Origin of the sequence: Streptomyces sp. NPDC042638, assembly GCF_040647235.1 — a bacterium.
Classification (GTDB): domain Bacteria; phylum Actinomycetota; class Actinomycetes; order Streptomycetales; family Streptomycetaceae; genus Streptomyces; species Streptomyces rameus.
The window spans coordinates 25666-49603 of sequence record NZ_JBEZBT010000039.1 but is presented as its reverse complement, the minus strand read 5'-3'; the positions used below and the strand labels follow the sequence as shown (position 1 = coordinate 49603).

20 protein-coding genes are annotated in these 23938 nt (G+C 70.8%); 9 read left to right on the top strand and 11 right to left on the bottom strand.

The window, feature by feature from the left end; translation table 11 throughout:
• Positions 1–9: 9 nt before the first annotated feature.
• From AB0B40_RS26730 to AB0B40_RS26720, 3 genes are read right to left on the bottom strand one after another with little or no spacing between them, the layout of a single operon-like run.
• Positions 10–1194 carry a ketosynthase chain-length factor gene (locus tag AB0B40_RS26730; RefSeq protein WP_362265998.1) on the bottom strand — a complete coding sequence of 395 codons (1185 nt, stop codon included), beginning with the start codon at positions 1192–1194 and terminating at the stop codon, positions 10–12.
• Positions 1194–2468 carry a beta-ketoacyl-[acyl-carrier-protein] synthase family protein gene (locus AB0B40_RS26725; protein ID WP_345058130.1) on the bottom strand — a complete coding sequence of 425 codons (1275 nt, stop codon included), beginning with the start codon at positions 2466–2468 and terminating at the stop codon, positions 1194–1196. The genes AB0B40_RS26730 and AB0B40_RS26725 overlap by 1 nt, the downstream gene beginning before the upstream one ends.
• 34 nt (positions 2469–2502) lie before the next feature.
• Positions 2503–2835 (bottom strand): TcmI family type II polyketide cyclase, encoded by a 333-nt coding sequence (locus AB0B40_RS26720; protein ID WP_362265961.1) that lies wholly within the window; start codon positions 2833–2835, stop codon positions 2503–2505.
• A gap of 184 nt (positions 2836–3019) precedes the next feature.
• Between AB0B40_RS26720 and AB0B40_RS26715 the strand changes: the two genes are divergently transcribed.
• The 3 genes from AB0B40_RS26715 to AB0B40_RS26705 all read left to right on the top strand — a co-directional run bounded on the left by AB0B40_RS26715 (position 3020) and on the right by AB0B40_RS26705 (position 5962).
• Complete coding sequence (locus AB0B40_RS26715; RefSeq protein WP_362265959.1) at positions 3020–4162, top strand: cytochrome P450; 1143 nt, start codon at positions 3020–3022, stop codon at positions 4160–4162.
• A 24-nt stretch (positions 4163–4186) separates the two neighbouring features.
• Positions 4187–5374 (top strand): cytochrome P450, encoded by a 1188-nt coding sequence (locus tag AB0B40_RS26710; protein WP_362265957.1) that lies wholly within the window; start codon positions 4187–4189, stop codon positions 5372–5374.
• A 72-nt stretch (positions 5375–5446) separates the two neighbouring features.
• A complete protein-coding gene (locus AB0B40_RS26705; RefSeq protein WP_362265955.1) occupies positions 5447–5962 on the top strand; it encodes a pyridoxamine 5'-phosphate oxidase family protein in 516 nt (171 codons plus the stop codon).
• Between the two features lie 112 nt (positions 5963–6074).
• On the opposite strand, the gene AB0B40_RS26700 is transcribed toward AB0B40_RS26705, so the two are convergent.
• Positions 6075–7100, bottom strand: a complete 1026-nt coding sequence (locus AB0B40_RS26700; protein WP_362265954.1) for an LLM class flavin-dependent oxidoreductase — start codon at positions 7098–7100, stop codon at positions 6075–6077.
• 204 nt (positions 7101–7304) lie between these two features.
• Between AB0B40_RS26700 and AB0B40_RS26695 the strand changes: the two genes are divergently transcribed.
• The 6 genes from AB0B40_RS26695 to AB0B40_RS26670 all read left to right on the top strand — a co-directional run bounded on the left by AB0B40_RS26695 (position 7305) and on the right by AB0B40_RS26670 (position 13434).
• The gene (locus AB0B40_RS26695) at positions 7305–8522 is read left to right on the top strand and encodes a nucleotide disphospho-sugar-binding domain-containing protein (protein WP_345058142.1); all 1218 of its coding nucleotides are present in this window, start codon (positions 7305–7307) and stop codon (positions 8520–8522) included.
• 12 nt (positions 8523–8534) lie between these two features.
• Positions 8535–9743: a nucleotide disphospho-sugar-binding domain-containing protein gene (locus tag AB0B40_RS26690; protein ID WP_345058144.1), complete on the top strand. Its 1209-nt coding sequence runs from the start codon at positions 8535–8537 to the stop codon at positions 9741–9743.
• 55 nt (positions 9744–9798) lie between these two features.
• Positions 9799–10863, top strand: coding sequence for a ketoacyl-ACP synthase III family protein (locus AB0B40_RS26685; protein ID WP_345058146.1), 1065 nt, complete (start codon positions 9799–9801; stop codon positions 10861–10863).
• The gene (locus AB0B40_RS26680; RefSeq protein WP_362265952.1) at positions 10863–11315 is read left to right on the top strand and encodes a DUF1772 domain-containing protein; all 453 of its coding nucleotides are present in this window, start codon (positions 10863–10865) and stop codon (positions 11313–11315) included. Before AB0B40_RS26685 ends, AB0B40_RS26680 begins: the two co-directional genes overlap by 1 nt.
• A 62-nt stretch (positions 11316–11377) precedes the next feature.
• Positions 11378–12412, top strand: a complete 1035-nt coding sequence (locus tag AB0B40_RS26675; RefSeq protein ID WP_362265950.1) for a methyltransferase — start codon at positions 11378–11380, stop codon at positions 12410–12412.
• A gap of 32 nt (positions 12413–12444) precedes the next feature.
• On the top strand, positions 12445–13434 hold the full coding sequence (locus AB0B40_RS26670; protein ID WP_362265948.1) for a medium chain dehydrogenase/reductase family protein: 990 nt from the start codon (positions 12445–12447) through the stop codon (positions 13432–13434).
• Positions 13435–13470: 36 nt separating this feature from the next.
• Here AB0B40_RS26670 and AB0B40_RS26665 read toward each other — a convergent pair whose 3' ends face one another.
• From AB0B40_RS26665 to AB0B40_RS26635, 7 genes are all read right to left on the bottom strand, one after another.
• Entirely contained in the window at positions 13471–14679 is a 1209-nt protein-coding gene (locus AB0B40_RS26665) for an NAD(P)/FAD-dependent oxidoreductase (RefSeq protein ID WP_345058154.1), read from the bottom strand.
• Between the two features lie 101 nt (positions 14680–14780).
• Entirely contained in the window at positions 14781–17252 is a 2472-nt protein-coding gene (locus tag AB0B40_RS26660) for a PEP/pyruvate-binding domain-containing protein (RefSeq protein WP_362265946.1), read from the bottom strand.
• Positions 17253–17274: 22 nt separating this feature from the next.
• Positions 17275–17424 carry a hypothetical protein gene (locus tag AB0B40_RS26655; RefSeq protein WP_345058158.1) on the bottom strand — a complete coding sequence of 50 codons (150 nt, stop codon included), beginning with the start codon at positions 17422–17424 and terminating at the stop codon, positions 17275–17277.
• A gap of 369 nt (positions 17425–17793) precedes the next feature.
• Complete coding sequence (locus AB0B40_RS26650; protein WP_345058160.1) at positions 17794–19812, bottom strand: BTAD domain-containing putative transcriptional regulator; 2019 nt, start codon at positions 19810–19812, stop codon at positions 17794–17796.
• Between the two features lie 620 nt (positions 19813–20432).
• Positions 20433–21755: a condensation domain-containing protein gene (locus AB0B40_RS26645; RefSeq protein WP_362265944.1), complete on the bottom strand. Its 1323-nt coding sequence runs from the start codon at positions 21753–21755 to the stop codon at positions 20433–20435.
• Positions 21752–22879 (bottom strand): serine hydrolase domain-containing protein, encoded by a 1128-nt coding sequence (locus AB0B40_RS26640; protein WP_345058164.1) that lies wholly within the window; start codon positions 22877–22879, stop codon positions 21752–21754. Before AB0B40_RS26640 ends, AB0B40_RS26645 begins: the two co-directional genes overlap by 4 nt.
• A 33-nt stretch (positions 22880–22912) precedes the next feature.
• Entirely contained in the window at positions 22913–23905 is a 993-nt protein-coding gene (locus AB0B40_RS26635) for an aldo/keto reductase (RefSeq protein WP_345058166.1), read from the bottom strand.
• Positions 23906–23938 lie beyond the last annotated feature (33 nt).

Here is a 23938-nt window from a genome sequence, read left to right as displayed (position 1 = left end):
TTCCTCCACTCATCGCTGTTCGCCGGTGAGCACGACGGCCGAGTTGTGGCCCCCGCGGCCGCGTGCCAGGACCAGCACGGCCCGCAGGGCGGCGGGGCGCGGCCGGTCCAGCACGAGCTCGATCCGGTAGTGCTCGGGCAGGTCGGGGGCCCCGGTCGTGGGCGGGATCACGCCGTCGCGCAGGGCCAGCAGCGCGGTGGCGATGTCGAGGGCGCCGCCTCCGGCGTACAGCCGGCCGACCATGGTCTTGGGCACGGTGACGGGCACGCTGTACGGGCCGAAGACCGCCTCGATCGCCGCCGCCTCCCGTTGGTCGAGTTCGGGCACGGCGGCGCCGTCGGCGAAGACCGCGTCGATGTCCGCAGGGGTCAGCGCCGCACGCTCCAGGGCCAGTTCGATCGCCCGGCGCAGTCCCGGCCGGCCGCCGCTGCCGGGCCTGGGGTCGAAGGTCGCCGCGTGGCCCGCGAGGTATCCGTAGGGCCGGCGGCCGGTTGAGGGGCTGTCCTCGACGACGAACATGGCCCCACCCTCGCCGGGGACGTGCCCGTCGGCGTGCCGGTCGAAGGGGCGGAACGCCCGCTCGGGGTCCGTGTGGGGGGAGATGCGGCCGTCTACCCGCTGGCAGGCCAGGGCGTACGGGGACAGCGGGGCCTCCGTACCGCCGGCGAGCACGACCCGCGCGCCTCGCTGCAGCACCCGTCCCGCTTGCGCCAACGCGTCCAGTCCGGAGGCCTGTTCGGTCACCACGACGCGGCAGGGGCCCCGCGCTCCGTGGCGGATCGACACCTGGCCGGTGGTCGCCGCGTAGAACCAGGCGATGGACTGGTAGGCACTGACGCCGGCGGGGCCTGCGGTCCACAGCTTCCCGATCTCGCGCTGGCCGAACTCGTTGCCTCCGGAGGAGCTGCCGGTGACCACTGCGATCTCGTACTCGGGGACGGCAGCCAGATCGGTGCCGGAGTCCTGGAGGGCCAGGGCGGTTGCAGCAAGGCCCAACTGCGTCCACCGGTCGGTCCGTACGATCAGCTGCGCGGGCATGTACTGCGCCGCCTCGAAGCCGGAGACCACGCCGGCCACGCCGTCCGGGATGGGCTCGATGCCGCTCTTGCCGTTCAACAGCTGTTCCCAGTAGGCCTCGTGGCCGATGCCGTTGGGCGCGACCACGCCGATCCCGGTCACCGCACAGGGTCGCATCACGCAGCCTCCGCCGCTTCGGGGCGGCCCAGTACCAGCGCGGTCTGGAAGCCGCCGAATCCGCTGCCGACGCTGAGGACCACGTCGGTGGGGTGTTCACGTGCCACCCGCGGCACGTAGTCCAGGTCGCACTCGGGATCCGGCTCCGTGAGGTTGGCCGTGGGCGGCACCACCTGGTGTTGCAGGACGAGCGCGCACGCTGCGGCCTCCAACGCCCCGATGGCGCCCAGGGAGTGCCCGATCATCGACTTGATGGAGCTCACCGGCACCTTGTAGGCGTGCGTGCCCAGGCTGCGCTTGAAGGCTGCCGTCTCGTGCCGGTCGTTCTGCCGGGTTCCGGACCCGTGGGCATTGACGTAGCCCACATCGGCCGGGTCCACGTGGGCCAGGTCGAGCGCCACCCGGATGGCCTCGCCGAGCTCCCGGCCGTCCGGCCGCAGCCCCGTCATGTGGTAGGCGTTGCTGCGGTGGGCGAAGCCGAGCACGCTGCCGTACGCGTGCGCGCCGCGGCGCCGGGCGGCCCCCGCCTCCTCCAGGATCAGCACGGCCGCGCCCTCCCCCAGCACGAACCCGTCGCGGGTGTGGTCGAAGGGGCGACAGGCGTGCTCCGGATCGTCGTTGCGGGCGGTGGTGGCCTTGATGGCGTCGAAGCAGGCCGAGGTGATCGGCGAGAGGGGAGCCTCCGAGGCGCCCGCGATCACGACGTCCGCGATGCCGTCCTCGATGAGCTGTGCGGCCGTTCCCACCGCGTCCAGGCCCGACGTGCAGCCGGTGGACACGCACTCGACCTGGCCCTGGGCGCCATGCTCCAGCGCCACCTCGGCGGCGATCGAACTGGGCACGAGGTAGTCGTAGAGCTCGGGTACGGCCTGGCGCTGGTCGACCTGCCACAAGCGGCCGTGGTCGCTCACCCGGAGGTAGTTCTCCTCCAGCCGCATGGTGCAGCCGACGGCGCTCCCGACGACGACGCCGACCCGCTCGGGTGCCGGCTCGCCAGGGACGAGGCCGCTGTCGGCCATCGCCTCGCGCGCGGCGACCAGCGCGAACTGCGTCACCCGGTCGAGGCGGGCGGCCCGGTCGGGGTCCAGCCCGGCGGCGACCGGGTCGAAGTCGCACTCGGCCGCGACTCGGGAGCGGAACCCGGAGGCGTCGAACAGGGAGATAGGCCGGGTCGTGGTACGGCCCGCCGTCAGCAGATCCCAGTACGCGCTGACGCCCAGGGCACCCGGCGAGACGACCCCGAGGCCGGTGATGACCGCCTTGCGTCCGCCCATCACGACATCCCGATCCCCACGTGGCGGTCGGCCCTCACGACGCCCCTCCGGCCGACCACTCGTAGAAGGACTGCGCCATCGCGTCGCGTGGCTCGCGCCAGCCCGGGTCGTACGGTCGTACCAGTTGGGCCAGTTCGGAGTTGAGGTCCTGGAACCCTTTGGTCGATCGCGCCTTTTCCAGACCGGGGCGGATGTCGCGGTCCGCCTCGATCAGGTGAAAGTACAGATCGTGGAAGCCGAAGAGCGTGCGGCGGCTGACGCCTACGTCATGGGGGAGGTCGGTGGTGTCGGAGCTGGCGAACAGGTCTGCCACCCGCTGCCGGTGAACGGGCTCCAGCCGGGCGACGATGAGCGTCCGATGTGGCATGCCAACGGTCCTTTCCTGGTTCCTCCGCGAGGATCAGCCCACCTTTGGGGGCGTTAGTCGACTCTCGGTCCAGCGAAGTTGGTGTCCCTGGAGCGACGGCGGGGGTACGAGCGGCACTTGACCGGCTCCCTAGGCCAACGGCCCAGGGTGAAGCCGACTTATCCGTGCGTCGGAGGGACGTTGCGTGACCGGCAGGACCCTTGCATATCCGTTCGCGTGGCCGTCCGCGTCCGAACAGCCGAAGGAGTTCACGGGGCTCCACGACGACCCCGTCGTCACCGTCGTACTGCCGAGTGGTGACGAGGCGCTGCTCATCACCCGGTACGAGGACATCCGGGCGCTGCTGACCGACCCCCGGGTCAGCAAGAACAGGAACCGGCCCGGCATCGCCAGAATGACGACCCGTAAGGTCAAGGCCTTCCAGAGCCAAGTGTCCATGGATCCGCCCGAGCACACCCGGATGCGGTCCCTGATCTCCAAGGCGTTCACAGCGTCCCGGGTGGAGCGGCTGCGGCCGCGGATCCAGGAACTGACCGACGGACTGCTCGACGTGATGGAGGCGGGGCCCCGGCCCGTGGACTTCGCCACGGCTTTCGCGTTCCCGCTCAGCATCCAGGTCATCTGCGAACTGCTGGGCGTGCCGGCCGACGAGCGTGAGCAGTTCGCGCTGAAGCAGACACCTCCGTGGGACTACATGACGGACCTCATCGAACGAAAACGCGCCAGCCCGGGCGAGGACCTGATCAGCGCACTGATCGAGGTCCACGACGAGCAGGACGGCCGCCTGGACGCCACCGAGCTGCACTGGTGGTCCACGATGCTGCTGCTGGCCGGGTACGAGACCAGCGCGAACCAGCTGTGCAGCGCGCTGGTCATGCTGACGGCCCACCCCGACCAGCTCGCCAAGCTCACCCAGGACCCGGGGCTGCTGCCCGGCGCCGTCGAGGAACTGCTGCGCTGCCAGGTGGTGGGCACCTCCCTGTCGATGCTGCGGTACGTCACCGACGACATCGAGGTCGGCGGTGTCACCGTCCCGCGCGGCTCCAGCATCATCACCGCCCTGGAGGTCGCCAACCACGACCCGTCCGCCTTCGGCTGCCCCGCCCGATTCGACGTCACCCGCTCCGGGGACGCACCGCAACTGACCTTCAGCGTCGGCCGGCATTTCTGCGTCGGCGCCGCGCTCGCCCGGGCTGAACTGCAGGTGGCCCTCGCCTCCTTGCTGCACCGCTTCCCGAACCTGCGGCTCGGCGTGCCGGCGGACCGCCTGGTGCGCGTCGAGGACGCCTTCACCCAGGGCTTCCAAGAAGTCCCCGTGACCTGGTGAGCCCGTACCCGGAAAGGCCCTGCCATGGCTGAACGCTGCCCCTATCCCTTCCCGCGCCCCACGGCGCTGGGCATCCCGGAGCGTCTCGCCGGGATCCACGACGAGCCGCTGGTGCCCGTCGTACTGCCGAGCGGCGACGAGGCGGTCCTGCTGACCCGGTACCAGGACGTGCGGCAGGTGCTCACCGACGACCGCCTCAGCCGCAATCTGGACCGGCCGGACGCGGCCCGCATCAGCCGGCACAACAGCATGTTTCAGGATCCGCGCATCAACCCGGACCCGCCCGAGCACACGCGGGTGCGCAACCTGGTCGCGTCGGCGTTCAGCGCGGCCCGGGTACAGCGGCTGGAACCGCGGATCCATGCCGTGACCGACGAACTCCTCGACGCGATGGAACGCTCGGGCGGCCCTGTCGACCTCAACGAGGCGCTCGCCTTCCCCCTGCCGGTGCGCGTCATCTGCAGCCTGCTCGGCGTCCCCGACGAGGACGTGGCGCTGTTTCGGCACTGGACGTCGGCGTTCCTGTCCGTCAGCCACTTCCCGCGCGAGGAGATCCGGGCGGCGATGACGGAGATGAGCCGCTACATCGCCGAGCACATCTCCCACCGCCGCGCGCACCCCGGCGACGACCTGGTCAGTGCGATGGTCCGGGCCCATGACGACGAGGGGCGGCTGAGCGAGTACGAACTGCAGTGGTGGTGCCGGCTCCTGCTCCTCGTCGGATACGAGACGACCGCGACGCAACTCGGCGGCGGCGTCGCCATGCTGCTCAGCCACCCCGAGCAGCTGCGGCTGCTGCGTGCGGATCCGGCGCTCCTGCCGAACGCGATCGAGGAGCTGCTGCGCTGGAAGCTCGTCGGCTCCTCCGTGTCGATGCTGCGGTACGCGACCGACGACATCGAGCTCGAAGACTGCGTGATCAAGAAGGGCACGAGCATCATCCCTGCGGCTGACTGCGCCAACCAGGACCCTGACCGCTTCTTCGATCCCCGGACCTTCGACATCACCCGCTCCGACAACCCTCACCTCACCTTCAGCCTCGGCCCCCACTTCTGCATCGGCGCCTCTCTCGCCCGAGCGGAGCTCCGCATCGCCACACAGGCTCTCCTGACCCGTTTCCCGAACCTGCGGCTGGCGGTACCGGCCGAGGAGTTGAAGAGGCAGGAGGGGGCGTTGCTGGAGGGATTCACCGAGATTCCCGTGACCTGGTAGCGGCCCGGCCGTCACCCCTATCCCGGCCCAGACGGTGCCCCCGGCTCGGCCGGCCAACACAGCGGAGGTCCTATGTCCCCGTCCGAAGCAACCTCCCCGGCGGCGCGGCACGCGCCGGCCGGTCCCCCCGGTCCCCCCGGCGCCACCGGTCTTCCCGCCCCGAGGTCGATCGCGCAACGCCGCGCCGACACCGAGCGGCTGCTGGCGGAGGAACGGCACCTCTGGCTGGCCAGCGAGGGGCCCCGCCCGCACGTGGTCCCGCTCTCCTACGTCTTCGACGGCGGTGTGATCACCATGCTCACCCGGCGGTCGGGCCGCACCGGCCGCAACCTGGCGGCCGACGCCAGGGTCCGGGCAGCGTTCGGTTCGGCGACCGACGTGGTGCTGATCGACGGCACCGTGGAACTGACCGATCCGGCTGACGCCCCAGCCCCGGTCCGGGCTCGCCACGCCCGTCTCCCGCTTGATCCCGGCCGCGTGCCGGACACCGTGAGCGTGTGCCTGACGCCGCGCCGCGTCCAGGCCTGGCGGAACTTCGGCGAGATGCGGGACCGCGTCATCATGAACGACTGCGTCTGGCTCGGCTGACCGCGCGGACGTCCCGTGCCGCGGGTGCGCAGGAGCGCCCTGCGCCTCCCCCGCACGCACCCGCCGCTTCGTCGCCCCGGGCCGTCACCAGGCCCGTTTCCGCGACCGCAGATCAGGCCGGGCCGCTGCCCACGGCCCCCACGCCCGCCATCGCCTCAGCCGCCGCCCGCACCACCGCAAGCTGCCCCGCCAGTGTGCGGCTGAGCACGGTCAGCCCCAGCGTCGTGACGCCTGCCGCGGCGTACTGGGCGATCCGTGGCGCGATGCGGGCCACCGGGCCGATCAGGGCGGTGCGGTCCATGAAGGCGAAGGGAACGGCCTTGGCCGCGCCCGCCCGGTCGCCCGCCGCGCAGCGGGCGTGGATCTCCTCGGCGGCTTCACCGAAGCCCATCTCGGTGGCGAGAGCGAAGTAGACACCGCGTTCCTTGCTGGCGAGGCCGATGAAGTTCGCGTAGTAGCCGCGCAGGGTGTCGGCGGCCTGTTCCGGGTCGTCGGCGATGGCGACCGGGACCGAGGGCACGACCTCGAAACCGTCCAGAGTGCCCCGCACCTTGCGCACATGCTCCAGGGATTCTGCGATGCGCCCAGGCGAACTGAAGACGCCGACCCAGCCGTCCGCGAGTTCGGCGGCCAGTCGCAGACTGCCGGGGCGGACGCCGGCCAGATAGAGGGGAAGGTCGGCGCGGACGGGTGCGGCGACAAGGTGGGCCGCCTCGTCGGTCCCGTCGGGCGGCAGCTGATAGTGGCGGCCGCGGTGGCGGACCGGCTCGCCGCGCAGTGCCATCCGTACCACCGTCACGTACTCGCGCAGGCGACTGAGCGGCTCGGGGAACGGGACGCCGTACCAGCCCAGGGACACATCGGGGTTGGACACCCCGAGACCGAGCCGGAACCGCCCGCCGGACACGCTGTCGAGCGTGGCCGCGGTGAGCGCGGTCAGCACGGGGGTGCGGGCAGGCACCTGCATCACCCCTGACGCCAGTGCGATCCGCCGCGTGCGCGCCGCCACGGCACCCAGCACCGTGGGAGCGTCCGAGCGGAACCCCTCCGGTACGAGGGCCATGCCGTATCCCAGCCGCTCGGCCTCCTCCGCTACGTCGCAGGCGGTCTCGTGGGACAGGAAGACTCCCAGCTCCATGACTGAACTCCTTGGTCGGGTGGCGGCATCCTCACCGCGCGCGCTGGAGGACGGGCGGAGCCGTGGTCGATGCGGCAGGGCGGCGCCGCGTCCGTTCCAGGCGCGCTTCACCGCGGCGCGAACGATCCCCGAGCAGCGGGCCGCAGGATCAGGGCTCGGGCCGACACGGTCCAGGGAAGGGCCCGATCAGAGGAAGGTGCTGCCGTGCGCGTGCTGTTCGCCAGTTGGGCCTGGGCCTCGCACTACATGCCGCTCGCACCGCTGGTCTGGGCGCTCCAGGCGGCGGGCCACGAGGTCCGCGTGGCGAGCCAGCCGGCGCTGACCGGGGTGATCAACGACTCGGGTGCGACCGCCGTGCCCGTCGGCCCGGATCTGGACCACGGCGAGGTGCGGCGCCGGCAGATGGCGGGGATGACGTTCTCCGACGTTCCCCGGGTGCCGACCGCCGGGTCCTCCATGGCGAACTGGCCGCCCGAGCGGCTGCGCCGGGTGCAGCAGGTGTTCGGGACCTTCGCGGCGTACTCCGATGCGATGCTGGACGACCTCGCCGTGTTCGCCCGTGCCTGGCGGCCCGACCTGGTGGTGTACGACCCGACCACGTACGCGGGCCCACTCGTCGCGGCGTGGCTCGGGGTGCCCGCGGTCCGGCACGTGCACGGCATCGACGTCACCTACCAGGCCCGGAACGTCGTCCCGGATCTGATCAGGGCGATGGCCGCGCGGCTGGGGGTGGGCGAGGTGGACGTCCTCGGGCACGCGACCGTCGACCCGTGCCCGCCGAGCCTGCAGATCCCCGCGGACGTGCGCCGTGTCGCCATGCGCTATGTCCCCTACAACGGCCCTGCGGTTCTTCCGCGTTGGTTGCGAACCCCGCCCGCGCGGCCCCGGGTCTGCGTGACGTGGGGGACGTCGACCAGCCGTATCACGGGACCGGACACGTTCATGCCGGCGCGGCTCGTCAAGGCGCTGGCGGGGATGGACGTCGATGTCGTGATGGCCCTGGTCGGCAAGGACGCGGACCGTCTCGGGGAGGTCCCGCAGCAGGTGCGGGTGGTGGACTCGCTCGCCCTGCACCTGGTGCTCCCCGAATGCGCCGCGATCATCCACCAGGGCGGCAACGGCACCGCCCTGACGGCCGCGGTGCACGGAGTGCCGCAACTGCTCCTCCCGCAGATTCCGGACCAGATATTCCAGGCGGAGCGGGTGCTGGCGGCGGGAGCCGGGGACGTGCTGCGGCCCGAGGAGTTCGGCGAGGCCGAGACGGCCAAGCGGCTCGACGCGGTCCTCACGGGTGCCGCGTACCGCAGCCGTGCGCAGGCGCTGCGCGAGGAGATGCGGGACCAACCCGCACCGGCCGAGGCGGTCGCCCGGCTTGAAGAGCTGGCTGCCGGGCGGTGCTCGCCGGCTGCCCTGGGGGCTTGAGGAGGCAGACTGATGCGTGCGTTGTTCATCACCTGGGCCTGGAGGTCGCACTACTACCCCATGGTGCCGTTCGCCTGGGCGCTGCGCGCCGCGGGCCACGAGGTCATGGTCGCCAGCCAACCTTCGTTCGCCGGGGTCATCACCGAGGCCGGGCTTCCCGCGCTGCCGGTCGGCGAGGACATCGACCTGAAGAACCGCGTCATCGTGCCCGGAAGGCAGCGCCCGGCGAGCCTGGACGACAGCGACGAGGGCGAGGCGGGGTATGCCTCGGCAGCCGAGCGCGGGCTGCGGGACATCGCCTGGACGGCGGCGCCCGCCGAGAGCGCGGCGGCGATGGCGGTCGACACCTACCGGTTCGCCGAGCACTGGAAGCCCGATGTCGTCGTGTACGAGCCGATGGCCTACCTCGGCCCCGGCCTCGCTCGCGATCTGGGCGTGCCCGCGGTACGCCTGTTGTGGGCCACCGACTTCGCCGCCTCCATCGTGCAGCGCAACCCGGACATGTTCGACCAGCTCGGCGGGCAGCTCGGCCAGGACGTGGCGAAGTCGTTCGGCGATGTGACACTGGATCCGTCCCCGCCGTCGCTGCGGATCTCCCACGACGACGTGGTGCGCCGACCGATGCGGTACGTGCCCTACAACGGCCCTGCCGTGCTGCCCGCCCACCTGCGCACGCCACCCGCCCGGCCACGGATCGCCGTCACCTGGGGCGGCTCGCTCTTCGACCTGGGCTGGCACGACGGCATCCTCGGCCCCCACGTCGTACGCGCCCTCGCCGGACACGACGTCGAGATCGTGATCGCCACCAGCGACGCCCAGCGGCACCTCTACACCGACCTGCCCGGCAACGTCACCCACATCGGCCCCGTCGCCCTGCACCTTCTCCTGCCCTCCTGCGACGCCGTCATCCACCAAGGCGGAGCGGGCACCACCATGACCGCCATGACCACCGCCACCCCCCAACTCATCATGCCCTGGGCTCCCGACGCCGCCGTCAACGCCCGGCAGATCGAGAAGACCGGCGCCGGGCGGCACCATTCCACCCAGGGCCTCGACGCCGCCGCTCTGCGCACCACCGTGGACGCCTTCCTCACCGATCTGCCCGACCACCGCAAAGCCGCCGATCTCCTGTACGCCGAACACCTCGACATGCCCGTTCCCGGCGATGTCGCCCGCCACATCGAGCAGCTCCTCCCGGTGGACGGCCCTGCCCGCCCCTGACGGGCGTACCCCCCAACCATCCGCAGTGAGTCCCCGGTACGAAAGGCAGCGAGCCATGTGGTGGAAGGACATCTACGTCAGTGCCAGCGCGGCGTGGCTCGGGCGCCGGGAAGACGTCTGGGACGCGGTCGCCGAAGGCCGCTACGACGCGGCGGAGGCGGCCCGGGACGAGTACCACGCCGTCCGGGTCGCGGACGACGTCCACCCGCCGGACATGGCGGTGGCGGCGGCCCGGCTGGCCGTGGAACGGTCTGCCGTCCCTACGGGCGACTTCGCCCTCGTCGCGCACGCGAGCGTCGGTTTCCAGGGGCGGGACCACTGGGTCCCCGCGTCGTACATCCAGGCGCGTACGGTCGCCGGAAGCGCGACGGCCCTGGACATCCGGCAGGCCTCCAACGGCGGCCTGGCCGCCCTCGACCTGGCCGCGTCCTGGCTGGCGGCACGCTCTGAGTCCAGGGCGGCGCTGGTCACCACGGCGGACCGGTACGGCCTGCCGGAGTTCGACCGCTACCGGTCCGACAACGGCCTGCCGCGGGGCGACGGCGCCGCAGCGATGGTCCTGTCCCGGGGCGAGCGTGCGGGCACGACGGCGGTCGCCCGGCTGCTGTCCACCGTGTTGTCCGGTGACTCCACGCACGAGGGCGCGTACCGGGGCACCCGTCCCTGGGGCGAGCCCCGCGCAGGCCGCACCGTACCGGTCGACCTGCGTGCGCGGACCCGGGAGTACCTGGCGACGGGGGCCACCGGCGATGCTGTCGTGGCGGCGCTGACCGCGGGGCAACAGCGCGCCTTGAAGCAGGCGCTGGACGAGGCGGAGGTCAAGGCCGACGAGGTGGCCCGGTACGTGTTCCCCAACGGCCGGTGGTGGAACAGCGACCTCGATGCGGACCGCACCACCTGGGAATGGGGCCGCCAGGTCGGCCACATGGGCGCGGGCGATCAGGCGGCTGCCTTCACCCACCTCGTGGAGACGCGAGCGGTGCGGGCCGGCGACCGCGTGGTCCTGTCCGGCGCGGGGGTCGGCATGAACTTCGGCTGTGCCGTCCTGGAGATGCTGCAGATCCCGGACTGGGAGACGCCCGGGAACGCTGCGGGCACGTGGGTGGAGGAGAGTCTGTGATGGCCGTCCTGAGCGCGTTCGTGCTGGCCGCCAGCGGAGTGCTGGCCGGCGTGCTGGTCGCGGTGGCCCTGGGGGTCGTACCCGCGTTCCGGGGGCTGCCTGCGGACCAGTACATCCGTGTGCACCGGCTCGTCGGACAGCACTACGACCATGTCATGCCGCCGCTGGTGATCTGCTCCACCGGGGTCGACATCGCCCTGGCAGTCCTGGCCGACGACGGTGGCCGCGTCGTCCTGTTCACGGCCGGCGCCGTCGCCCAGGCGGGGGTGAGTGTGGTGTCCCAGCTGGCCAACGTGCCCATCAACCGGACGGTCAAGAGCACCGATCCGCTGTGCGTCGGCCCTGACTGGGACGATCCGCGGGCCCGCTGGGCGCACTGGCATCTGGTGCGCACCGTGCTGGCGCTGTGCGCCGTGCTGGCCAACGCCGCCGCCCTGGCGATCCACCGATGACGAGTTGACGAGATGACGACCCGTGTCCGTGTCCGTGTCCCACCGACTGTGAGGTTTCGACGATGACCGAGCTCGCCGAGTCCATGCCAGATGCTGCCTCCGCCGCGGTCAAACGCCTGGCGAACGGGTTCTGCCACGCGAAACTGCTGCTGGCCGCCGAGGAACTCGGCGTCTTCGCCCACCTGCACCGTTACGGTCCCTCGACAGCAGAGGACCTGGTGGAAGGGCTGCCGCTGCATCCTCGCGGCGCCCGTGACCTCCTGCACGGGCTGGTCGTGCTGGGGCTTCTGGAGCGGCGGGACGGCCGCTACGCCAACAGCGCCGCGGCCACGGCGGCCTTGGTGCCGGGCGGGGCGGACTACGTGGGCGGGTTCCTGCGGCGCGCCGACCGGATGCTGTACCCGGCGTGGCAGCACCTCGCCGAGGCCTTGGTCTCCGGCAAGCCGCAGACGCCCGGCGCCGGACCCGAGGCGTTCCGGGCCATGCTGGGCGATCCGCATCAGCGTGAGCAGTACCTGAGGATGATGGACTCGGCCAACGGGCTCGTGGCGGGCCACCTCGCAGGCGCCTTCGACTGGGCCGCCCACAGGCACGTCGCCGACATAGGCGGTTGCCGCGGCAACCTCGTGGGGCAGTTACTGAGGCTTCATTCCACCTTGCGCGCCACGGTGTTCGACCTGCCGGAGCTTGCGGAGTCGTTCGCGGAGCACGCCACCGCGCTCGGCGTCGCCGACCGCGCCGACTTCCGGACCGGGGACTTCTTCACCGATCCGTTGCCCGAAGCCGATGTGCTGGTCCTCGGCCACGTCCTGCACAACTGGTCGGTGGAACAACGAAAATTCCTCGTCGCCAAGGCGTACCGGGCGGTCAGGCCGGGTGGCGCGTTGCTGATCTATGACGCGATGCTCGACGAGGAACCCACCGACCTGGCGCGCGTCCTGGTGAGTCTCAACATGCTGCTGGTCACCGAGGAGGGCTCCGAGTACACGGCCGGCGAGGCCACCGCGTGGCTGGGGGCCGCGGGCTGCGGCGACGTGCGGGTCGCTCCGCTCGGTCCGGCCGACACCCTGGTCGTCGGCCGCAAGCCCGCCGCCTGAGGGCACGGCACGGAAGGGGGGTTGGAAGCGTCATGCTCGCGGTCTACTGTTCCCGGCCCGACTCCGCCGACCCGCTGCGAGCCGCGGTGGTCGGTGACTATCCCCGGCAACCGGTGCCCGAGGGGTGGAGGGTCGTCCGGATGCTCACCACGTCGCTGAACATGCGGGAGATCAACGTACTCGGCGGCCGTGCGGGCACCGGGCAGCGCTATCCGGTCATCCTGGGCAGCGACGGCTGCGGTGTGCTCGACGACGGCACCGAGGTGGTCGTGCACGCGTCCGTGGGGTCCCCCGGCTGGACGGGGCCGGAGAGTGTGGACCCGGGGCGCACCGTGCTCTCCGAGCGGCACGAGGGGACCTTTGCGGAGTTCGCGGTGGTGCCGTGCCGCAACGCGCTGCCGAAACCGCCCGAACTGTCGGCCGTCGACGCGGCGTGCCTGCCCACCGCGTGGCTGACCGCGTACCGCATGCTGTTCGTCACCGCGGGCGCCGTGCCCGGTCAGACGGTGCTGGTCCGGGGCCGTCGGCGGCTGGGCACCATCGCCTCGGCGGTGATCGTGCTCGCGAGCGCGGCGGGCGTGCACGTGTGGGTCGCCGGGGAACCGGACGACCGGGAGCTGGCGTCGGGGCTCGGTGCGGAGGTCTTCGTCACCGACTCCCGCCTGCTCCCCGCGCCCGTGGACGCCGTACTGGACGCCTCCGTCAGCGGAATGGGCTGGCTGGACGACGTGGCCGCCGTACACCCGCACGGGGCGATAGTCTGCGCGGGCTACCGGGCCGGTGGCGGAACGCTCCCGCGGAGCGCGGCGGACGCCATGCGCAACCTGGTGTTCCGGGAGATCCGGGTACTGGGCTCGGGCATGGGAACGGCCGATGACCTCCGTGGCCTGATGGAGTTCCTCGTCGCCACTGGTGTGCGGCCCGCGGTGGCCGACGTACTCGACATCCGTGAGGTGGGCCGCGGTATGCGCGCCATGCTCACCGGGGCGACGACCGGCAAGCTCGTCTTCCGGCTCCCTTGAGCCTGCCGGTCTGCGCCGGGGGATGGTGCGCGGTGGTCAGCCGGATCGTCCGGTGTCGAGGAGGCGCTTGCTGCGCAGGATGCGTTCGGCGCCGGCCAGGGAGTCGCTGACGGCTTGGTAGCCGTATTCCCGCATGGCGGTTTCGTACTGTGCGATGGCGGGTTGGACGAGGTCAGGGAAGTCCGCGACCTCGGCGAGGTTGCGCGCCAGGGCGGCGGCGTCGCGCAGGGCGACGTTGGCGCCGACCCCGCCCACGGGGGTGGTGGCGTGGATGGCGTCGCCGAGCAGCGTGACCCGGCCGGCCGGCCAGGTCGCCCCAGGCCGGCAGGCCTGTATCGCCAGGGGGAAGGTCACCGCCGCGAGTGACTCGGCCAGCATCCGCTGCACGATCGGGCTCCATTGAGCGGTCATGTCGCGGGCCTTCGCGTGCAGCCATTCCGGGGAGCTGCCGAAGAACTGCGCCGCGTCGACCCCGAACTGCTCGGCGGGGGCGATGAGGTTCCACTTGAGGTAGTCGTCGACGGGGGTGACCTCGGCCGGCGGGGCGAACTGGGCGATCGCCTCGTCAATGGGCATCTGGGGCTGGAAGGACCCGAGTGCCAGGGTGCGGCCCTGCGGGCCGAGGACGGGCCGGGAGCCGCCGAAGACGTTGTCCGGCAGCCACTTGCGGTTCTGCTCGTCGAGCATCAACTGGCCGTAGATCGACCACAGCCCGGTATCGATGACCTCGGCGTCCGGCACGAGTTGGCCGCGCACCGTCGAATTGATCCCGTCAGCGCCCACCAGAACGTCCGCGAACCAGATGCTGCCGTCCCGGCAGTGGGCCACGACCCGGTCGTCGACAAGCTCGTAACGCTCGAATTCCTTGTCGAAGAAGACGTGGCCGCTCATCTCGGACATCAGGATCTGGCGGAGCGTGTGGCGGTTGACGACGATGCTCGCCGTCGCCTCGTCCACGGGCCGGGCGGGGACGGCGGAGTGCAGTTCGTTGAGGTTCTCGTCCAGCGTCACGCCGCGGGACTGGTAAGGCTTGTTCGCCGTCGCGGTGACCAGCTGGTAGTAGTCCTCGTCCAGGCAGTCCGCGAGCGCGGCCCGGCCGTGTGCGTCTATCTTGAGCCGGAGGCCCTGCGCCCGGGCGTCCGGGGCGACGTCCCGTTCCAGGACCACGACTCCGATCCCTCGTTTGCGCAGCCCCTGCGCGAGGCACAGCCCTCCCACGCCGGCACCGGCTACCAGTACGTGCATCTCATCCTCCAGAGGTCGAACGTGTCGACGCGGTCGGCGATTTTGCTCTCCTGCACGCGCTCGGTGACGGCACCCGCCCGCAGCCGGGCCCGGCTGCGCCATCAGCCATGGCGCTGCTCGGTGCGCCGGGCGGTGAGGAAGGCGTTCAGCCGAACGGTGCCGGCGGTTCCGTCCACCTCGACCAGGTCCCCGTCGCGCAGGACGGCGGTGGCGTTGCCCGTGGCGACCACTGCCGGGATCCCGTACTCGCGGGCGAGGATCGCCGGATGGGACAGCAGGCTGCCGCCGTCGGCGACGAGGCCCGCGAGGCTGGGGAAGAGCACCGCCCACTGCGCGGTGGTCTCGGGGCAGACGAGCACGTCACCCTTGCGCACCCGGCCGAAGTCGCCCGGGCCGCGGACGATGCGGGCAAGGCCGGTGGTCCGGCCGGCGGAGGCGCCGAGCCCGCCGAGTCCGCCGAGTCCGTCCGTCTGTGGTGTCTGCGGCGGTGCCGTCTGCATCTGGCGGGTCGTCCAGCGGGCCACGTCCCTCACGTGCCGGACGCCTGCGGGGAGTTCGGACGGGTCCGGGTCCGGGTCCTGGGCGGGTCCGGCGGTCGGGGTGCCGTAGAAGCGCGGCCCGGGGTGGGCGAGGGCCCACTGGTGCCGTGTCCGGCCGAGCCGTACCTCCTGGTGGAGGTCGGCCGAGTTGCCGAGTGCGGCCAGGGCCTGCTGGAGCGGGACGTGGAAGACGTCCTCCTGCCGGTCCAGCCGTCCCGCGGCGGCCAGGCGGGCACCGATCTCCAGGGCGGCGTAGCGCAGCAACGCCCAGGCGGAGACGGCCAGATGGGACTTCTCGTCGCGGATGGGCGCGCTGAGCTCGGCGGCGGCGAGCGCCGCGGCGAAGGCGTGGCGTTCGGTGGCCGGCCGGGAGGCGAGCCGGCGTTCCAGCTCGGCGCGGAGCGGGTGGACACGGCGGGCCAGGGCGGCGCGGCGCTCCTCGGGGTCGAAGTGTTCGTCGAGTTGCGCGCTCACCATGGCGAGTACCACGGCGGGCCGTTCGGCGAACGTCGGCTCGGTGAGGTCGAAGCCGGGGCTGCGGTGGCCGTGCTCGTCGAGGTACGTCTCGAACGCCTCGGCGAAGTGCGGGTTGAGCGAGTGAAGGCGTTCGAGGGCGCCCGTCGTGTCGCGTTCCAGCTCCGCACGCAGGACGGGGTCGTCGGCGGCCTGCCTGGCCAGGTCACCCAGTCCGATGACGGCGCCCATATGTGCGCCGGCCAGCCCGCCGCGCAGGGGCAGCAGGTCGCCCGGCGGCCAGTCGAGGTACCGCTGGGCCAGCAGGCCCAGTTGTGCACTGAGGAACATGGCGGCTCCGGCGAGCCGGAAGTAGACGTCGTGGAATTCCGCGAAGAACGCGGCGACCTCCTCGGTGTGGGCGGCCAGCGCCGGCTCGGTCAGGGCCCGGATGTCGCGTTGGCGTAACTGCCCGATGCGCGCAGCGTAGGCCGGTTTCCACTCGGACTCCCAGCGTTCGACGAGGGCGAGCGGCTCGCCTTCCGCGACCTGTTCGGCGATGCGCCGCGTGCTCCCGGCCTCCGCGGGACCGGAGTTGAGGTACACCCAGCCGCCGATCTCCGTCGCGGTCAGCGCGACTCTCGTGGTGAAGGCGAACAGGTGCCGCGCGGACGCCGACAGCACGGGCAGGTACACGGTGGCCTCCAGGCGGGGCCTCGGGGCCGGGGACCTCGGGTCCCTGACGTGGAAACCCGGCGGCACCTCCACGGCGGGGGGCGCCGGATCGTCCGCGAGCGTGGTGATGGGCCGGGCCTGCAAGAGCCACAACGTGCCGTCGCTGAACGCCCATTCCACGTCCTGGGGCGTGCCGAACTGCTCGGCGACCCGGTCGGCGAGCTGGGCCGCCTCGCCTGCCTGCGCCGCGGTGATGGCCTTGCCGGGACCGGACACCAGTCGGGCCGTGCCGTCCCGGACGGACCACTCGTCGGCGTCGCTCTCGCCCGCCATCAGCCGGTCGCCGAGACCTGTCACGGCGCTCACCAGAGTCTCGTCGCGGTCGCCGGTGACCGGGTTCGCGCTGAAGGCCACTCCCGCCGCGGTGGCGGGGACCATGGCCTGGATGAGGACGCCGACCGGTGCGGGGGTGCCCACGCCGCTTCGGTAGGCGGCGAGGTGGTCGGAGAACGCCGAGGCCCAGCACTGCCGGAGCGCCTTGATCACGGCGTCGACGCCGACCACCTTGAGTACCGAGTCGTATTGTCCGGCGAACGACCGTCCCGCCAGATCCTCCTCGACTCCGGACGACCGGACCGCGACGGGCACGCCGCCGAGTGCGTCGAGCGCCGCCGACAGCTCCTCGCGCAGCGCCGATGGGAGGGGGGCGGTGCGGATGCGCTGCACGGCGGCGCGCGGGTCGTCGCCGACGCCGTCGAGTACGTCCGCGAGAACCTGCCAGGGCACCGCGAACCCGTCGGGCACGCGGAAACCGGCGTGGCGTGCCTCGCCGAGTACCGCGGCTTTCCTTCCGACCCGGTCCCAGTCGTCGAAGCGGAGTCGGGCGAGTTGAATGAGATCGGCCATCGGCTCTGTGACTCTTCCGTCGCTAGGTGTCCCGCGCGGAGCGGGAGTTGGCGTGTCTGTGACTGTTGGGATGGTCGGTGGGGACGAGCTTCTTCGAGACCGGGCCGGTGGTCACGAACAGCATGATCCCGGCGTCGTCGCACGGGAGCAGGAAAGCCGATGTCAGAACCATGGCCGCGGCGATTTCGACGAATTGGGGGCCCACCACCACATCCGGTTTGCGCCAGTGAATCGTGCTCGCGCCGTGAACGCCCCGATCAAGATGCCGGGGGCCGTGAGCGCCGGTATCACGCGGACGCCGAACGCGCTCAAGGCCTGAGAACCGCCGATCGGCAAAGAGCGAGGAATGCGGTTGCGATGCCGCCGAGCTGCGGTCGTTTCCGCTTCATAGGTTCCCCTGCGCTCCTCGCCTTGCGTGCTCGGTTCGTCAGCAGTCATTCCGCCGGCCCCCGGACCGTGTAGTGGACTACATACGGCCTTCGCCGAAAGTTTTCTCCCCTGTGCGGTGCTCCGGGCCCGGCGCGAGTATCTTTTCGCCGGTTCAGGTTCCGACCGCGCGCATCATGGCGAGTTCGCCGTTCATCAGGGCATCCATGAAGGAGTGGACCAGCGGAGGCATGACGTAGCTGCCCGGTCCGATGCCGGCGGCGACCGAGCGCAGAAACCGCAGATCTTTCAGCTGGGTGAGGACGCGTTCGGCGTGGAGGCGGTCCCAGCCGCACAGTTCGGCGATCCGCACCGACGTCATGGAGGTGAGCTCGGAGACCGCCATCATGGTCAGGGCCTTGCGTCCCTGGCCGTCGAGCAGGCGGTACCCGGCGGCGTAGGTGTCGCGGATGTCCCATTCCCCGAAGCGGAGTTCCTCCAGCCGGGCCTCGGGGTCGGTCAGCCGCTGGGCGGCTGCCGTCAGCGAGGTGTATGCGCCGGTGGCGATTTTTGCGGCCACGATGCGCAGCGCCACCGGAAGCTGGTCGCACAGCCGGGCGATGTCGTGGGCGACGTCCTCCTCGCCCGCCATGCGTTCCGCGCCGACCATCGAGCCCAGGATCGCCACGCACTCGTCCAGCGCGGGGACGTCCAGCCGGAACGACCGCGACCCCTCTAAGCCGCCGATGGCCAGCTGCGTTCCGGTGATGAGGACCGTACTGCCCGGTCGCGACGTCAGCAGCGGGCGTACCTGGACGCGGGAGGCGGCGTTGTCCAGCAGGATGAGGACCTCGTGCTGCCCGGTCCAGCTCCGGAACAGCTGGGAACGCTCGTCGAGGTCGGCCGGGATCTCCTCGCCCTTGAACCCGGCACCGCGCAGGAAACGGCCGAGCACCTGGTACGGCTCGACGGTGCCGCCGCCCAGGTCGGCGTAGAGCTGGCCGTCACAGAAACGGTCCCTGATTTCGTGGCAGACACGGACCGCGAGCGCGGACTTCCCCGTCCCCGGGCTGCCCGTCAGGGTCACGACGGTCGGCGCCAGGGTGTTCTGGTTCGTCGTCAGGATACGGTCCAGCTGCTCTATCTCGGCAGCCCGTCCAGTGAATTCCGCGATGTTGCCGGGCAGTTGTGCCGGGGAGATCGTCTCCCGCGCCTGCCACGATGACTCGATTTCGCTGACGGTGCTGGAGTCAGCGTTCAGAATCTTGTTCTGGAGTTCCTGCAGACTGGCTGAGGGGTCGATGCCGAGTTCGTCTTGCAGGTTCCTCCGGATCATCTGGTAGACGACCAGCGCCTCGGAGCGCCTGCCCATTCTCTGCAGGCTTATCATGAGTTTCGCGTGCAGGTTCTCGTGATACGGGTGCTCGGCACACAGCAGTTTCAGTTCCGCGACGAGTTCCTGATGATATCCGAGCCGCAGCTTGGCCTCGATCCCCAGTTCCACGGCCTGCAGCACGGATTCACCGATCTGGCCTATGTAGGAAGCGATTATCTCACCTCCGATCACATCGTTCAGCGGTGCCGCCGGGCACATATCGAGTGCCTTGGTGACGATCGCGAGTGCGGATTCGTCGGCTCCTTCCTGAAGATGCTCCCGGGCCTGCTCCACCAGGTTACGAAAAATGTCCAGGTCCAGTTCTGTCGACCTGAGCCGCAGTTCGTAGCCGATCGGCTTGGTGAGGAGGATTTCCTTGCCGTTGAGGCCGTTCTGGGTGAGGATCTGCCGCAACTGGTACATGTACGTCTGCAGGGTCGCCGTGGCGCTCACCGGCGGCTCCTGCCCCCAGAGTTCGCTGATCAGCGACTCGATCGCCACCACCCTGTTGCTACGGAGCGCCAGATAGGCGATGATCGTCCGCAGTTTCGGAGCTGTCGGCGTGACGTCGACGCCCCCGACGGTGAGACTCAAGGGACTGAGCACCGAAATCATCAACGATGACGCGTCCGCTCTTCCGGTGCCGCGGTTTACCCGATGACGGTCCGATTCACTCCCGTTGCCGTCTGCGGCGCACCGGTCAGCCGCCACATCTTTATACTGCCACATACCGAACAGATCTCCCCTGTTGCCAAGCTTCCCGCTACTGGTCATCCATGACGAGTTCAAATGCCATAGACAGCGGTGCGATTCGGCCATGCACGTTCGATAATTGCTCGCGATCACCATTAAAAACTAGGTGTCTCAAGCACACAAGGCGGTATTCACATATGGCCCGATAGCTTCCCCGCACCGGACGGCCGACGAGCCGGTCTGCGGCCCGGGGAGGGCAACGGTCCGTCACCTGTGCGTTGCGAACAGTGCGCTTGGGTCAGAAGAATCGGGAACAATCCGGCAAAGTCTCGGTACTTGTCGCGGCCGGCACCGCCCGTCGGCTCGCAGTTGCATTTGTATTTCTACACCATTTCCTTGCCAGATCATTGCCTTGGGGTTCAGTATCGGCCTTCTTGTGTGCAGATCCGGTTGCGTACCCGAGGAGTTCGTTTCACTGAATGGCTCCGGGATATACAGGAAAGGCGGGAGCGTCATGAATCAAGCCCTGTCACGTAATCGGTGGTACCGAGGTATGACGGACATCGTTGACATCGCGCACTGATCGGCCATCCCGTGACGTGCGTCGGTTGGTGTCAGCGGCGGATCCCGGAAGCAGGCGAAGACGGCGCCGCAGTCTGGTAACGGAATTTTCGCCCCGGTGCGCGATGACAGCCGCAGGCCACGACTGGTCGCCGCGGCGGCGCAGTGGTACCGGCGGACGCGAGTCATCGCGGCGAGTCGGCACACACCTTCACAACCGTGTCCACTTCCGCGCGCCACAGGCCGGCGAGGCGCGCCGCGCGCCGCTGGTCGAGGACGTCGACGCGGTGTTTGATCCGCGCCGTGGTCCTGGTGGCGAACCACACCTCCAGCGTCACCTCGAACGCGGACTCCGGCTTGAGCCGAGGCACGTACACACTCTCGGCGCCATCGAGGCGCAGGGTGAGATCAGTCTGTTCCTGCGATACGAACGCCGCCTGGCACAACGGTGTGCGGTGTGCGTCGTGGGCGACGGCTTCGCCGACGATGCTTTCCAGCGGAGAGAATTGGAAGCGCAGGGCCTTGGCCAGTCCCGCCACGGTTTGCCCGAGGTCGCGCTCGACGTCCCGCTCGACGTCCCGCTCAACGTCGCCCTCGACGTGTCCGGGGGCCCGGAACCTCAACGGCACCACCGAGACAAAACATCCGATCGCGGTCATGCTCGCCAGCGAGGTGCGCCCGCTGACCGGCAGCCCGACGGCAAAGTCGCGACCGCCGGTGAGGGCGCGCAAGGCCCTCACCCAGGCGGTGAGCAGAAGGGCGTTGGGCGTGGTGGCCGCGTTCCTCGCGGCCACTTCGAGCAGACCGGTGTGGCGGGGCGACAGAACGACCAGCTGTTCGCCGAGGGCGCCGGGTGAATCGGGCACGGGGCTCAGCGGCAACGGCAGGTCAGGCACGCCGACGAGGTCCTGGGCCCACTCCATCAGGTCGCTGCGGTCCCGTTCCGTCTCCGCCTCGCTCTGCGCACGCCAGATCCGCTCGTAGTGGCTGGGCGGATCGCCGGGCGGGAGTTCGCCGTGCCTCAACGCGCGGTAGGCGGCGCCGAGCTGGGAGAAGAACAGCGTCGCCGACCATCCGTCGAACGCGACGTGGTGCACGCAGACGACGAGGTGTGAAGGCCCGTCGTCGGTCGTGCCGCAGGCCACCAGCAGCGCCCGCACCGGCAGGTCGCGGTCCAGGTGGAAGGGGCGGTGGGCGAACGCGCGCAGAGCCTCCTCGTGCTCAGGCGGCGCGGCGTGGCGGACCTCCAGCACCTCGCCCACGGCGTCAGGTTCCACGACCGTGGTGAGGAGCCGGTGGGACTGCCTGGTGATGAGGGTGCGCAGGGCGGTGTGCCGGCCGATGACCGTGCGCAGGGCCCCCCGCAGCGCCGCCTCGTCGACCGGGCCGGTGATCCGGAACGTGAAGGAGTCCATCGCGTCCGGTGATCCGGGGCTCTCCTTCTCGCCGAACCAGTACCGGGCCTGCGGTGCGGGAAGACCGGCGAGCCACCGCACGTCCTTGGTCACGACGGCAGAACCAGCGACGTGAAGCAGGCGACGAGCGCGCGGTCCATGGCGGTCAGGAACGCCGAGAAGGCGGCCGGGTCGAACCGGTCGACGGCGCCCTTGGTGGCCGACATCACGAGCCGGGCCGCACCGTCGACGGTGCTGTAGGCGTTGCAGAGGTAGCCGGGGACGCTGCCGAAGTGGCCGATACCGGTGCGGCCGGGGGCGAACTCCCGGCGGAACAGACCAGGGCTGACGCCGGGGCTGGGGGGTGGCGGGACGAACGAGGTGACTTCGGCGAGCGCGGGCGGGGGCAGCAGCCGGCCGTCGAGCAGCGCGGCGAGGAACACGTCGAGGTCCCGGGCGCTGGAGATGATCTCGCCGGCGGCCCCGTACCAGGACGGGCTGGAGTGCGTGACGTCGGCCACCATCGGCCGCCCGTCGTGCCGGTAGCCGAGGTAGCCGTGGGCGTGCGGGCCGGGGATGGCCATGTCGCCCCCCGGCACGGTGGTGTCGGCCAGGCCCAGCGGCTGCACGATCCGCCGGTCCACCTGCTGTGCGTACGGTTCTCCGGTGATTTCCTCGATGAGCAGTCCGACCAGGACGTAGTTGGTGTTGGAGTACGCGAAGCCCTCTCCGGGCGCGAAGTACGCGGGCCGGTCCAGCGCGAAGCGGACCAGCTCGTCGGGGGTGTAGGAGGTCGCAAGCTGCCGTACGTACAGCTCGCCGCTGGTGGCGAAGAGCCCGGTCTGCGCCTTGCTGTCGCGCTCGTTCTCCCCCGAGTAGCTGTACAGGCCGCTGACGTGGGTGAGGAGCATCCGTATGGTGATGCGGCCATCAAGGCCGAAGCGCGGAAGGTACCGGTCGACTGGATCGTCGAGATCCAGCTCGCCCTCGGCCATGAGCAGCAGCACGACGGCCGCCACGAAGGTCTTGGTGACGCTGCCGATGCGGAAGCGGGCATCCTCGGGGACGGGATCCGGCCGACCGCGTCGGGCGACGCCCGCCGTGGCGGTCCACACGCCGAGCCGGTCGTGCACCCGTACCAGGACTCCGGTGGCCCCGGCGGCGACCATGTCGTCCATGGCTCTGGTCAGCGCCGTACGTGCGCCGCTGTGCAGCGGGGCCGACTGCGTGTCGTTCAACTCCTCGTCTCCCGTCCGTCGAAGGGTTGTCCGTCATCCGCGGCCGGCGGAGATCCAGTGCGGGTCCCGGGACCGGGCCCCCGCCACCGCCCCGGCCACGGCGTCCAGTCGCCGGATGTGGTCCTCGCCGAGCACGGCGCCGGCCGATGCGAGGTTGTCGGCCAGATACCGCCGTCGCCGGGTGCCGGGGATCGGCACCACCGGCAGGCCGAACTCCCGGCCCTTGGCCTTCAGCCAGGCAAGGCTGACTTGCGCCTGGGTCAGTCCGGTCTCCTCGGCGACCGAGGCGATGGTCCCGGTCGCGGAGACGTTCACCGCGAGGTTGTCCTCGCTGTAGCGCGGCATCAAGGCCCGTCGCAGGTCGTCGGCCGACAGCGAGTCCTCGCTGACCGTGCCGGCGAGCATGCCGCGGCCGAGCGGCGAGTACGGTACGAACCCGGCGCCGAGCTCGGCCGCCGCCGGGACCACCGTGGCCTCGACGTCGCGGCTCCACACGCTCCACTCGGACTGCACGGCCGCTATCGGGTGGACGGCGTGGGCACGACGCAGTTCGGCCGCGGTGACTTCGCACAGACCCAGGTGGCGCACCTTCCCGGCGGTGACGAGTTCGGCCATCGCGCCGACGGTCTCCTCGATCGGCACGTTCGGGTCCACACGGTGCAGGTAGTACAGGTCGATGGTGTCGGTGCCCAGCCGCCTGAGGCTGGCTTCGGCGCAGCGCGCCACATAGGACCGGTCGCCGCGGGCGCACCTGGTCCCCTGGAGATCGCCGGTGATGCCGAACTTCGTCGCCACCGTCACTTCGGCGCGCCGGTCGGCCAGCAGCCGGCCGACGAGTTCCTCGTTCGCGCCGTTACCGTACACATCGGCGGTGTCGAGGAAGGTGACACCGATGTCGACGGCGTGCCGCAGGAGCGCGAGTGCCTCGTGCGGGCTGACGGGTTCGGCAGCCGGGCTGAAGACCGACATGGTGGTGCCGAGGCCGACGGGGCTGAGCCGCAAGTCCTCGCGGAGAAGAACAGTCATGGTGGATGCAGCATGCCGGGGACGGCTCGGATA